We start from the raw sequence: 13504 nt of genomic DNA on the forward strand, positions 1-13504 counted from the left end.
GATTTGTTAATAGTAAAAGAGTGTATGGTTAATAAATATACTTTCAAAGTGTTCTGTAATACTAGAAAAGAGTCAACTTTATTGTTCTACCGGATATCTTTTAGAACTCCATAAAACCATACCCTACAAATGGATTGCTAACCGGAGATTCAGACAATGACCGACGAATTCTTTCTACGGAAAATAATTGAGACAAATAGAAACAATGCAGAGAGAGCATTATGGCGGGCTGTAATACTTCAGGCCTTCATGGATTCCCTAACAGAAAGCAAGCGCACTGAGGATCGCCTAGCAAGAATTTCAGCACGCGGATGGCTTTTAGGAATGTGCCATGACTTTAGGATAGTGTGCGCACTCGCAGGATATGACCCATATTACGTAAGGAGAAGAGCTCAAAAATTTATGAATGAGAAAAAACAACTGAATCAGCTCCTCAGGAAAATAAAGGACTCATGAAAAGTTCCTGGACAGGACATCAAAATTACATAATTCATTTAAAGTTTCACTTATTGAGAGTAACAACCCAATACGATTCTTCTTAAGTTCAGGATCTTCAACATTAACAAGCACACTATCCATAAAAACCGTGATTGGCTTTAAAAGATCAGCACACCGTGAAAATGCCATTTCAAAATTCCGCTCCTTTATGGCATTACAAAAAAGTGATTGAAAACCCTCAAACTCTTGTACCAGACTCACCTCTTCTGGTAGAACGAGTACTTTTTTACTAAACTTTGCTTTAGCAGAACCAGAAAAGCCCTTAAGGATACCCATCATCCTCTTATGAAGCCGCATGAATTCAGCACCCTCGGCTTGCTTGAGCCATTCAGAAATAGCAATACACTTCTCCGTTAGCACCAGAGGACGCGTAACTCCGCTACTAACCGAAGCAAAAACTGCTTGGCTCACACCACTTTTAAATAGCAGCGCCTTTAGACGCTCGGAAAAGAAACTTAATGTGAAATTCACAACATCATCTTTCCGTTGCTTCTCTTCATCAGAGCTAGCACCAATCTTTTTGATAAGAGAAAAAAATAAAGACGAGGGATACAAATCAATCGCTTTCATTAAGAAGACCTGGAGTGGAACATCCAGTTTATTTTCTATGATGATACGCAACACACCAATAGCTGCGCGCCTTATACCAAGCGGATCACGAGTGGAAGTAACTTTCTCTTTTACGCTGATCAAGCCAACTAAAGTATCTATTTTATCAGCTAGTGCAAGCGTCACTGTGACGGGAGCAGTCGGGCAAATATCTGCCGCATCAACAGGCAAATAATGATCCCTAACTGCATCAATAATTTCAACATCTGTCTCACCACACAGGCTTAAGCAGTGAGAGCCCATAAAACCAGCCAGCTTGGGAAAATCACGGACAAACGTTGTCAATAAATCCAGCTTAGCAAGTTTAGCAGCTTCTTCCACTTTTATAATGGAAGCGTTTGGCACCCAAAACGCAATAAACTTTGCCAATGCCCTAACACGCTGTACTTTCTCACTAAAGCTACCCAATTTCTTGTGAAAAATCAGCTGTTTTAGTTTTGGACTTAGTTCGCGCAAGGGATTTTTAGAATCAATCAGAACCATTGACGCTGCATCAGCTAATCTTGCTGTAATCACGCGCTCATATCCCCTAATTGGTGCATCGCCAGCAATCGAACTAACAAACACAAATTTATTCAGGAGCTTACCATTCTTTGACACCGGAAAAACTTTCTGGTGAGAAACAATAACTGTTTCTATTATGCGTTCATGGAGCTCCAGAAATGACTGCGGGAACGATCCCAGGAGCACATTAGGCGATTCGGTAATTCCAACAACCTCATTCAATAACTCCTCCGTCACGCAAACAGAAAATCCATGCTCAGCCTCTAGCTGAGATATTTGCTCTTTTATAAGGTTCTCCCTTTCAATCTGGGACAGAATAACACCCCCTTTCATCAAAATGGATTGATATTCCTCAGCAGATGTGATTTTGATTTTTTGCAAGGCAGGATCAACATAAGGACCCACTGTTATCGCTCCCGCAGTATAATGATGGAACTGCACGGGAATGATGGATTTTCCAAGCATACAAACAATGCTTTTTATGGGCCTGATCCAGTTCAGAGAATAATTCCCCCATCGCATTGACCTAGGCCATGAAAAACTCCTGAGTATAGCCTCGGTCCGTTGTCTCATAATGTCATCTATGTGGAGCACTTTTCCTGCAACTGGAGCAAAATAATATTCTTTATTTCCAATACTCTTGAGATATAAATCCGCAGTACTAGCACCCATTGAAGTGGCGAACCTCTCCACAACAGAAAGATCTGAACCAACACTTGGACCCTTTTTATCAACTTTTTGATTTACGAGATCGCTTTTTACATCATCTATGAGTACTGCTATCCTCCTGCAACTAGTAAAGACTTCTATCTTTCCAACACTTAGGTCCTTAGTGGCAGATGAAAAAAGGTCAAAAAAACTTTTCTGCGCATAACTTTGCAGAGCGACAGGCATTTCTTCAGACAAAATTTCTAGAAGAAACTTATGCATAAGACCCCTCCTGCTCTATAAAAAGCTCACAACATTGCTTCACCAAGCCCCTGATGTCCAAGATGTACTTAGCTCGTTCACTGACGCTTATGAAACCCCTAGAATCGATAAGATTCAATATATGGCTTGTCTTAATGCAATGGTCATATGCAGCAAGTGGCAATTTTCTCTCTATAAAAATTTTTGCTTGGGCAACATTATCGTTGAATTGACTCAATAGGAGCTCATAGTCATAGGATTCTAGGGATGCAATAGAAAATTGACGCTCATTCTCGCCATAGACTTGCATATACTTTACAGTATCTTTGGAATAAAATAGGCTTCCTACGTTGTCAACATCTTGCATATACATTGCAATCCTCTCCAAACCGTAGGCCAGTTCTCCAGGGATACTACTCAGTGCAATCCCACCGACTTGCTGCATGTATGTAAACTGCGAAATTTCCATTCCATCACACCAGACTTCCCAACCCATACCCCATGCACCTACACTTGGATTTTCCCAATCATCTTCAACGAAACGTATGTCATGATTACGTATGTCGATTCCGACGTGTTTTAGGCTATCTAGATAAAGGTCCTGTAAATTATCTGGGGAAGGTTTTATAAGCACCTGGTACTGGTGGTGTTGATATAATCTATTCGGGTTCTTTCCATATCTCCCATCGGCCGGACGTATTACGGGTTGAACATAAGCAATTTTTACATCCTTAGCTGAAATAGAAGAAAAGATTGTTGCAGGATGCAGAGTCGCAGCACCCAGCTCACTCGTATAGGGAAGCAAGACAGAACAACCATATCCGCTCCAGTACTCTTCCAATTTTTTTATAAGACTGCAGAAACTACTTATGGACATCACAAGCCCAAGTACCAAGAGATCAGTATAAACCAAAGGTAAGGAGACATTCAATTATCTTACTTTTGGAAATCGACAGTGGATGATCTTCATCTAAGCGCTTTAAATGCCTTCACTATACGCATACAAGCTTGCTCTAGCAGATCCATTGACAAAGCATAAGAAATCCTAAAATACCCTGGTACTCCAAACTCTTCCCCAGGCACAACCGCAACAGCGTGCTCCTCAAGAAGATAGTCTGCAACATCGGAATCCGTTTTCACTTCGAAGCCACTGGGACTTTTCTTCCCGAAGAAGGCAGAACAAGAGAGAAAGAGGTAAAACCCACCATCTGGCTTATAACAACACAACTCAGGCAACATAGAAAGCACTTCGACAGCCTTGTTTCTCTTCCTTGCAAAGACAGCAAGCCTTTCAGAAAGAACATCTGCTCCTGAACGCAGGGCCCCTAAAGCAGCAGCCTGAGCTATTGTACATACACCAAACGTACTGTGCTCCTGTAATCTACACACCAGAGAAATGACTGCTTTATTTGGAATAGCTGCATAACCTACTCGCCAACCGGTCATAGCATAACACTTAGAAACACCGTTTACTAAAATTATGCGCTCCCCCAATTCTGGTGCAACATTCGCGATATTGAGAAAGCTAGACTCCGCATAAGTGATATGCTCGTATATGTCATCGGATATGATATGGACCTGCGGATGCGCTCTCAAGGCACTAGCCAAATCCCTGAGTTCACTTTCTTCATAACACACTCCGGATGGATTATTAGGAGAGTTAATCAGTATTGCTTTGGTTTTTGTGTTAAGTGCCTCCCGTATTGCCGTAATATCTATCCTAAACTTTTTTGTACTTGGCACGACAACAGGCTTACCTGAAAAGATACGCACTATTTCACAATAAGAGACCCAATAAGGAGCAATAAGCACTACCTCATCCTCTGGATTAAGAATCGCACCAAGAACGTTATACAACACTTGCTTTGCTCCATTACCCACAACAATCTCGTGCGGTGAATAATGCAATGCATTATCGCGGACAAACTTCGCAGCGATCTCCTCGCGAAGCACCATTGTTCCAGCAACAGGAGAGTAATTATCATCACAATCTTTTATGGCCTGTATGGCCATCTCCTGACCTAGGAAAGGTGTAGAAAAGTCAGGCTCCCCTATACACAAGGATATTACATCTTTTCCACGCGCCCTCAACTCACATACCCTACGTGTAGCTGCAGCCGTCGCAGAAGGTTTAATACTCTCAATCTTTTTTGACAACATAAATCAAAATTCAATCAAACAAGCCCGCTCCTTCCACAAAACACGGGCTCCTAAGTCCCTTGTCATGTTTGACAGCACACGAAGTAAGCAACAATAACAAGCATATGGATAAGACTCGCATTATACAGCATCCCAAAAACAGCTCAATTCTAAGTCAGCAGAACTGATCTTTCAATAATGTAAATGAAAAATATGCTTTGGCTCTTTCAGGTAACATTGATCGAAATTCTAGTCCATGTAACTATTTTGTGATATCCTTTCAGGCCGTTCGGACGTGTGAAAGATACAATATGATTAATAAAGTTATTTTGGTCGGCAACCTTGGTAAAGATCCAGAGGTACGTACCATGTCGAATGCAAAGCAGGTGGCCACTTTTTCATTAGCAACAACGGAAAATTGGAACGACAAAAATACGGGAGAGCGTGTTTCAAAAACTGAGTGGCATCAAGTGGTTGTATTCAACGAGCCTTTAATCAAGGTGATAAGTAACTACGTAAATAAAGGCACTCGGTTGTATATCGAAGGTTCACTCCAAACAAGAAAATGGACTGATAACAATGGCATTGAGAGATACACAACCGAAGTGGTGCTAAACCCATTCAATTCAGTTTTAAAGATACTCAGCCCGCAGGGGAGCAGTGAAACCCATTATTCCGGAGCTCCGTCCAACAACACAAGAGCTGATTTAGGAACACCAACGAATCATGTTAATGACACCTTAGATGACGACGATATACCTTTTTGATTGAGAGCCATTTTCATGAGGTGCTCCCTTTTTCGGCTTAAGATTCGGTTGCTAGAACTTTGCGCACGGGCTCATGTGTTGCCCATCCGAAGTGTGAAACAGCGAAAACTGTTTTAACGCGCATCCCTGTCCGACATGCATCAGTTGTACCCTTCCATTTTTTCAATTAGTCTTGCCTTAATCCTTGCGAGTACAACAATGTTTTTTATTCTCTTTCTTAGAAAGTCTCTACTTTTTTCGAAGCCATCTGAATAATCGTCAGCAAACTTAGCCATAAAAAGGGAATTTAAGGCCATTAGTGTCGCTCTTTTACTGTAAAAAGAGAAACCTGTGGCAATATCACCAATAGCATGCCACAGAGAATCAGATAAAGAAAACGAGCATCGCAGTGACCCGATAGAGTTTCCAGGTTTGAGCACGAAACAAAACTTTGCTTTGATGAACTGTCTGTAGTGTTTAAATTCCGAGTACACGAGCGCCCTATTCCACAGAACAGATTCTATCTTTTGCGAAACCCCTCCAACTGTGTAGTCCGAACAAAGCAACGCCTTTTCCGTGACATAATCTTCAAAACACTCGAGGAACGTTAAAATATTCTCGTTGTAGCGATACAGGAAATCCTCAGTTTGCGTCTCCTTTGCTGCAAACAACAACGCTGAATAATTCAACCCCATGAAATGGACAACTTCAACAAATTTAGTTGCCAACTTTACAAAGCTATCATCTTTCACGAGTAGCAGAAGAACTTACTTATCACATTTAGCCTCTTTATAGTCTCTCATAAAAATCTCCAGACCCCTATCAGTGAGTGGATGCTCAAACATTTGTTTCAGGATTTTCACCGGCACGGTTACCACGTGCGCCCCAAGTTTCAAAGACGTGAGTACATGTTCTACACTTCTGATAGAGGCAGCAAGTATCTTCGTTTCATACCTATCCTCATACAGCTGGGCAATTTCATCTATCAGTAGTACACCCTGATGACCAATATCATCAAGGCGTCCAATAAAAGGTGAAACAAAATCAGCACCTACGCTAGCAGCAAGGACCGCCTGAGCAGCAGAAAAACAAAGGGTAATATTTACTATACACCCGTGTGCCTTTAGTTTGGAAGCAGCTCTTATACCATCCTCAGTACATGGAAGTTTGACAACAACATTTTTTGCAATACCAGACAAGTGTAAACCTTCATCTACCATTTCAGACGAGGTGAGAGACACAACTTCAGCACTCACAGGACCACTTACAATACTACAAATTTCGCTAATTACATCCTCATGTCCGCGCCCCGACTTACTAATAAGGGTTGGATTAGTCGTCACACCACTCACCAGACCCAGCTCCACAGCTGACCTTATCTCTTCTAAATTTGCTGAATCAATAAAGAACATACATCAGGCCTCCATTTGCTTAATTACACGAGCAACTACTTCAGCATCGTGGTAACGTTTTAAAAATTCTTCGTCCACCAGCTCGATATCCAGTATAGTCTCGGCTGTTAGCACATATGTTTTATCTTGGATCCTTAGAACTGCACCCTCTACAAAAAATTTCTTCTTTATCCCATCAGCAAGAACCAGAAAGATAAGTCCATTTTTCAATGCAAAAACAGACGGTTCGTGTCCTGCAAGAACAACGAATCTCCCACTATCTGTATCACCCCCTAAACTCACGACGTGTAACTTTCTGCACTCAAGAGGAGTAAAAATACCAAGCTCAAAAGTGGACATCTATTTCTCCCTTAGACTAATGGCCTTTTCTCTCGCCTCGTTCATGTTACCAACCATATAAAAAGCAGCTTCAGGCATATCATCACATTTGCCCTCAACTAACTCCTTGAAACCGGCGATTGTATCTTTAAGGCTCACGAATTTGCCTGGCTGACCTGTAAAGACCTCTGCTACATGAAACGGCTGAGATAAAAATTTCTCAATTTTTCTTGCCCTATAAACCGTAAGCTTATCTTCCTCAGAAAGCTCTTCCATGCCCAAAATCGCAATGATATCTTGAAGGGATTTATAACTTTGAAGAATTCCCTTCACCTTTTGTGCAACTTCGTAATGTTCTTGACCTAACACTTCCGGAGAAAGAATCTGTGCACTAGAAGCAAGCGCATCAACTGCAGGATATATACCGGCTTCAGCAACTTGTCTTGACAGAACAGTTGTAGAATCTAGGTGAGCAAAAGAGGTAGCCGGAGCCGGGTCGGTAATGTCATCAGCAGGAACATATATTGCCTGAACAGAAGTAATAGAACCGTTTTTAGTGGAGGTAATACGCTCCTGAAGCCTTCCCATATCCGTTGCAAGGGTTGGCTGATAGCCTACCGCCGACGGGATTCTTCCCAACAAAGTAGAAAGTTCTGCGCCCGCTTGAGTGAATCTAAAGATATTATCCACAAAGAAAAGCACATCCTGCCCCTCTTTGTCACGAAAATATTCAGCCATGGTAAGAGCACTCATAGCAACCTTCGCACGTGCACCAGGAGGCTCGTTCATCTGACCATAAACCAGGACAACCTTAGATTTCTCAGGATGTTCCTTGTCGATCACCCCAGACTCAACCATTTCGCTGTAAAGATCATTCCCCTCTCTGGTTCGCTCACCAACACCTGCAAAGACTGAGAAACCTCCATAGGCCTTAGCGATATTGTTGATAAGTTCCATAATAAGGACAGTCTTTCCAACTCCTGCACCACCAAAGAGACCAACCTTACCTCCCTTGGAATAGGGTGCAAGTAGGTCGATTACTTTGATCCCCGTCTCCAAAATTTCAGAGGAGGTACTCTGCATATCAAACCTAGGAGGCTCTGCATATATCGAAGAAACTTTATTAGGTTCTGGTACAGGGCCACCACCATCTATGATTTCCCCAACTACATTAAAGATTCGCCCAAGAGTCTGTCTACCGACTGGCACACAGATCGGTTTCCCAGTATCTTTAACGACTTTATCTCTTGTCAAACCATCCGTCGAATCCATTGCTACAGCGCGGACTATTCCATCTCCCAATTGCTGTGCAACTTCTAAGTATAGGATCTTTCCATTATTGTCACAGGTAAGAGCATTCTCTATTTTTGGCAATGTGCCGTCTTCGAACTTTACATCAACTGTCGGACCAACGACTCGAACTATTTTTCCTATACTTACTGGCATCAAAAGACTTACTCAGAGATCACTCAGGATCACATTGTAAAGTATACACAAACTTTTTCAAATCCCTGTGACACACAGCAACTTTGCACAAAATCCAACAGACCAGACAAAAACAGTCATTCGAAAAGCACAAGCTCCTCTACTTCTTAAATGTTTGACAACGCACACGAATCACACCTGCACCACCATTCTGTTGCACCTTATCAGGACTACCAGGCTTACCCTGAACACAGTATTCGGCTGGACAACCACCTCTGCCATATTTCGCACTTTTCTTACATCCAACCCACTGTTTATCAGGGTGCAAGCCCGCTTGTGCTAACGCATTTTTCTGTTCTTCATTTTCGTGCTCGAGCACTGTACATACGGCTTCTTCTGGTGCGGTGTAAGATGGTTGACGCGTTTTTAGATCATAATACGGAACAGACGAAAGACACTGAGAAAGCGCCATTTTTCCGGCAATAGACGGCTTATATATTTTATTTACAAACCTGTCTTCAAATTCACTACCAAACCGATTAAATGCATCTTTCTCAGGTGCATCAGTCTGCCGCGCCTTACCACCACGTGCAGCTATCAAAATGCTGCAGTGCTCTTTTAGATACTTCTGACTGTAATGATCTGCTTTCAAACACCCAGAATCACTATCGACAGAAGAACCTGAATCACATTTTTCGTCCTTATCACCGTCTACACGCTCGTTATAGTGCTTTTCAAAACTATCCTTATCACATACGTAAAGGATCGAATCTCCACCATCATTCTCATCAGCTTTTTCACCACCTCCAAGACCGACTATTGGCAGCAAAACCTTATCCGAAGTCAAGATATTCATAAAATCCTTTGTGATCATCCTAACAGCTACATACTCACCGGAATTGCCACCACTACTACTAGTCCCAACAGAGCCACCCCCAAGCGCTTCTATTTCGACCATATCACACCCTGCATAAGCACTATTTCTACCTTCCCCGAATGGATCAACGTCGACACTGTTAAGTCCTTTTTCTCGATCATTCGGTGCTTTGACTTCTTGCCCACCTCCTTTCTCAGGGGAATCAATGATGGCCCTATAGTCGTGGCAGAGACCATCTTCCTTTTCGAAAAAGCACAGACCCTTATGTAGTGGAGTAGCAGGAACATAACATGGACCACCTCCACACTGGTTTAACGAGTACTTGTTTTTGTCATAATCGTTAGGCAAAAAAAACGCCACCCCTTTGAAATTAGAAAACCGGGTAGTGGCATACTGTACACCTTGGGAAAGATGTTCTAGGGAATAAAAAGGTCTATTACAACCGCCCTTTTTATCTAGATCCCCCTCAAGACAAAATACTACCTGTTCTTCATACCTATAAGTAATGACCCTAGCTTTAGATTCCGCTTTATAAAAACCCGTCTGTCTATTAAATGTTAGATTGTCCAGCACTGATTGCTCCGTGTGTGGGATATCTAACGCATGCTCCTCAGATGGCACACTTTCACCATCCTTTATTTTATAAGGAACAAACTTCTTGATATTTTCTCTGAACAATCTTACTCTATCGTTGACAACAGTCATATACTCTTGAGGCAGGGAAAGTACATCCTTTGGACAGAGCAGATTTCCTTCCAGATCATTAACGTAACGCAGCTTTACTTGATAGCCGGATGGACATACCTCAACTCCTTCATTTTGGCAACGCAGATCACCCTCACCACCTATAGAGAACTTTCCATCACCACAAATCGAAGATGTTTTCTCGTTATCAGAACCTTCAGATTTGTTCTCTATGCAAATATACCCACCAACGAAAAATCCTTTCTGGCAAAGCGGACCAGCACATTTGTCTCGCTCCTCTTTTTTTATAATGAGAGGTCTAAAGTACGGAATTGTTTTGTTATCAATACACAGACCAGAACCACTTTCACAAATCCTTAAACCCGAATAATTCGTAGAACCATATCTATTAAAACAATGTTCTAGCTGAGCCTCAGTTTCTCTGCCAAAAACTTGAACCACTTTTGCACATATCTTACCTCTTGTAAGCCTTCTTTCAACTACGATCGGACCTGCCTTACCACCTTCACTGTGGAGCACTTGCCTGTGGCTTTTGTAGTCCGTTGGGTCTGGATAGTCGACGTTATACGTACTCATGTCATTTGAAGTTGAGATCACTACACGCAGCTTAGGATGCATGTAGTCAGAAGACCGCACTGGAACAACAGTGACCCTGGGCAGATGACCAAGAGTCTCAAAAAATGTCGGCGGCATAGGAAGTGGAAGCAACATCACACACCCAAGTTCTATTCCGTTGATTGCCATTTTTTTATCACAGACCGTAACCTGCCTTGCACACAAACACTCCTTAGTGTAGTTTACGCTTTCTGAACTGCTCCAATTCGTGCAGACTTCAGTTGGTTTTTTAAAACAAGACTTATCGCACCAAGCAGCTTTCGCACGCACGTTTGTCGGAAAAATATACTTACAATCATCAGCGGTGAGAGTAACAAAGTCAGAGGTTATCGTTGAATAAACATTAATTGCAGACTCCACAAAGACCTCTGGATCGTATTCAGGTAACGAAACTGGCTGCTTAGACTTACAAAAAGCCTCCTTCGGGGAGCAAAGACATAGAAAAAACAAAAGCAAGAGAAATTTCTTCAGTTGCATTCGCGGCAAAATATCGGTAACCAAATAGCGGGATTATTGCCTGCTTCCCGCATGGCAGCCCTCATTTTCTCAATTCTTCCACAAGATGACAAAATTTTCATCTCCTCAAATAACAAAGAATCAAACTTAAGAATTACAGAGTTACCACCTTGATTAAGGAAGAAACATTTTCCGAAAAGAGATGCATCATCAAGTGTACGCATGACAGAAGCAGAGCTAGTAAAAAATTTATTATACTCTACTGGCAAAGTATCACTTAATGGCAAAAACATCCTCGTGGTGATGTACTTTGTCCCTACTTCACCCAACTTTTCGAGAAAAGCTGTGTTCTCAGATGAGAACAGAATCATACCACCGCATTCACTCACTTCACACAAAAACGACTCGCACTTTGACAACGAAGAAAAGAGCCTCTTAAAACGAGTCGGGCTCTGTATCACAATTATAAACGGCTTACCGGATTTCTTGCGCACTTCAATGTACCTTGCAATCACGTAAGACGTGACAGAGGAAATAACTTTTTCAGGCAAAGATAACTTATCTACTGAAAAACCAAGTTTGTCCTCAAGTAACCAGCCATTTTCGGCGTCACTGGTAAAAAGGTGTCCATAACTTTTTTGCAATATTGAAAGCTCCCCAAAAATAGGCTGAAGATGCACAGCACAGTCAGTCAGACTTCTTTTACCTAGCGGAATTTCAGATATCTTTTTCGCTACTCCTGCAATTTCCTCGCTTTTGACGTCTTTGGAACAGAATGACGACAGAATATCATATAAAACATCAACATCTGCTACGTCGAGCAAGTTGCACCTAAATGCCCCATCTGAAACCTCTATGTATGAACCTTCCAACGCATGTACAAATACTTCTGAAAGACTCTGATCATCCACTATTAAAAACTCAGCACCGAGCCTCACAACCGACTCTAATAAGAGAAAATTTTGCAGCTCGATCCTACTAGATTTCTCTTTACCAAAGATAATAGCGTGGCTCTTGCTTTTAGCGTCAGGAAAACTAAAGTAGTGCAACTCTCCTTCAAGGGAAACAAATTTGGTAAGACATTTATTCACATCAGCCAAAAGAGAACGAAAATGCGCATGCGTAAAGGCAAATGAACTGATTTCCTTCAGTAAGACTATCTCCCATTTTCTCATTCTAGAGAAATTTCCGGGCAAGTTACCCCAGAAAGTGTCTTCTAAAAGCAGGTCGTCACGTACAATCATGAAACCTCGATGTGAGAAAAGCTTTTCACAATTTGCAACAACAAGACCAAGCTCCTCTAAAGAATCTGCAAAAAGTGTCACCTTGAAGGAGCGCTTACAGAACTCTTCCTTCCTCTTCTCATTTATATGCTCCGCGATAATATCTTTAGAAGAAGCACTTTGATAAGCCGTATCATTCACAACCCCTGTTAGTTCAAGACTTTCCTCAAAGGTATCTCTAATATCCTCTTCCGTAGTCCTTGTTATGACTTCTGTGATTACCATCCTGTTTTGGGCGCCCAGAAACCTCGCTACAAACTGAACATCCTCAAGGTTCCTAAAACTCTTTACCGAAAAGCTCGTACCAAAAGTCCTTTTGTCTCCATGTATCTCAAAAGTATTAAAACCGAAAAACACCTTTCTATCAGAAAGTAGTTCTGTTGATATATCTCTAACACCACTCTCGAGACCGGTTTTTGAAATCCCAAGTAATGCGGAAAGAAAATTCATTACCTCTGCTTCACAGAGCAGCACGGGCTGGTATTCTGCCAATTCCGTACAAACCACTGCAACCGCATCTTCCAAACTTTTTACGATTACCTTGGAGGCAAACTCATCAAACCTCTTTAGCAGACTCCTAAGCAGAAAGTCGACCTGCCCGACTGCACACTCAAGAGCTGACTCCGATACAATCGATATGAATACCTCGTTTGAAAATCTATTCTCTTTTTCCACAAATTTATGGTAGGTATCAGATAGACCCGCTGCGAATCCGTCCATACTCACATTCTCAGCACGAACAGAACCAATAGGCGAGCGTACCACATTGATCCAGAGACCTAAACACCTGAATTCACCCGAGTAAAGGACCTTTTTGCACAAAGAACGCATCCTCTCCAAAGAAGATGTGGTGAACCTAAAGTCCGATAGCTTCACCACCCTTACCAGAGTACCATTCGCATTCAAAACGCTGCTCGAGTCGTAAAAACAAGAGGCCTGAACATTCCGCGAGACTTCCTTCGTATACAAATCACTTACCATGACCCATCAAACCGATGAGTGAAACAA

11 protein-coding genes are annotated in these 13504 nt (G+C 42.0%); 2 read left to right on the forward strand and 9 right to left on the reverse strand.

Features of this window, described 5'->3' with window-relative positions:
- The first annotated feature begins 156 nt into the window (after window positions 1–156).
- Window positions 157–456 (forward strand): hypothetical protein, encoded by a 300-nt coding sequence (locus tag NSE_RS03070; protein WP_011452136.1) that lies wholly within the window; start codon window positions 157–159, stop codon window positions 454–456.
- Here the strand turns inward: NSE_RS03070 and glyS are convergent.
- From glyS to NSE_RS03085, 3 genes are all read right to left on the reverse strand, one after another.
- A complete protein-coding gene (gene glyS / locus NSE_RS03075; RefSeq protein WP_011452137.1) occupies window positions 451–2541 on the reverse strand; it encodes a glycine--tRNA ligase subunit beta in 2091 nt (696 codons plus the stop codon). The genes NSE_RS03070 and glyS overlap by 6 nt on opposite strands.
- Window positions 2534–3397 carry a glycine--tRNA ligase subunit alpha gene (locus tag NSE_RS03080; RefSeq protein WP_041917581.1) on the reverse strand — a complete coding sequence of 288 codons (864 nt, stop codon included), beginning with the start codon at window positions 3395–3397 and terminating at the stop codon, window positions 2534–2536. Before NSE_RS03080 ends, glyS begins: the two co-directional genes overlap by 8 nt.
- Before the next feature lie 89 nt (window positions 3398–3486).
- The gene (locus tag NSE_RS03085) at window positions 3487–4680 is read right to left on the reverse strand and encodes a pyridoxal phosphate-dependent aminotransferase (RefSeq protein WP_011452139.1); all 1194 of its coding nucleotides are present in this window, start codon (window positions 4678–4680) and stop codon (window positions 3487–3489) included.
- Between the two features lie 290 nt (window positions 4681–4970).
- On the opposite strand from NSE_RS03085, the gene ssb reads away from it, so the two are divergent.
- The gene (gene ssb / locus NSE_RS03090; protein ID WP_011452140.1) at window positions 4971–5426 is read left to right on the forward strand and encodes a single-stranded DNA-binding protein; all 456 of its coding nucleotides are present in this window, start codon (window positions 4971–4973) and stop codon (window positions 5424–5426) included.
- Window positions 5427–5566: 140 nt separating this feature from the next.
- On the opposite strand, the gene NSE_RS03095 is transcribed toward ssb, so the two are convergent.
- From NSE_RS03095 to NSE_RS03120, 6 genes are all read right to left on the reverse strand, one after another.
- A complete protein-coding gene (locus NSE_RS03095; RefSeq protein ID WP_011452141.1) occupies window positions 5567–6157 on the reverse strand; it encodes a COQ9 family protein in 591 nt (196 codons plus the stop codon).
- A gap of 15 nt (window positions 6158–6172) precedes the next feature.
- Window positions 6173–6817 (reverse strand): fructose-6-phosphate aldolase, encoded by a 645-nt coding sequence (gene fsa / locus NSE_RS03100; protein ID WP_011452142.1) that lies wholly within the window; start codon window positions 6815–6817, stop codon window positions 6173–6175.
- 3 nt (window positions 6818–6820) lie between these two features.
- Window positions 6821–7156 carry a hypothetical protein gene (locus NSE_RS03105; protein WP_011452143.1) on the reverse strand — a complete coding sequence of 112 codons (336 nt, stop codon included), beginning with the start codon at window positions 7154–7156 and terminating at the stop codon, window positions 6821–6823.
- Window positions 7157–8581: a F0F1 ATP synthase subunit beta gene (atpD, locus tag NSE_RS03110; RefSeq protein ID WP_011452144.1), complete on the reverse strand. Its 1425-nt coding sequence runs from the start codon at window positions 8579–8581 to the stop codon at window positions 7157–7159.
- Between the two features lie 139 nt (window positions 8582–8720).
- Window positions 8721–11234 (reverse strand): hypothetical protein, encoded by a 2514-nt coding sequence (locus NSE_RS03115; RefSeq protein ID WP_011452146.1) that lies wholly within the window; start codon window positions 11232–11234, stop codon window positions 8721–8723.
- The gene (locus NSE_RS03120; protein WP_011452147.1) at window positions 11225–13477 is read right to left on the reverse strand and encodes a VirB4 family type IV secretion system protein; all 2253 of its coding nucleotides are present in this window, start codon (window positions 13475–13477) and stop codon (window positions 11225–11227) included. Before NSE_RS03120 ends, NSE_RS03115 begins: the two co-directional genes overlap by 10 nt.
- Window positions 13478–13504: the final 27 nt, after the last annotated feature.

Source organism: Neorickettsia sennetsu str. Miyayama (assembly GCF_000013165.1).
GTDB classification, from domain to species: Bacteria; Pseudomonadota; Alphaproteobacteria; order Rickettsiales; family Anaplasmataceae; genus Neorickettsia; species Neorickettsia sennetsu.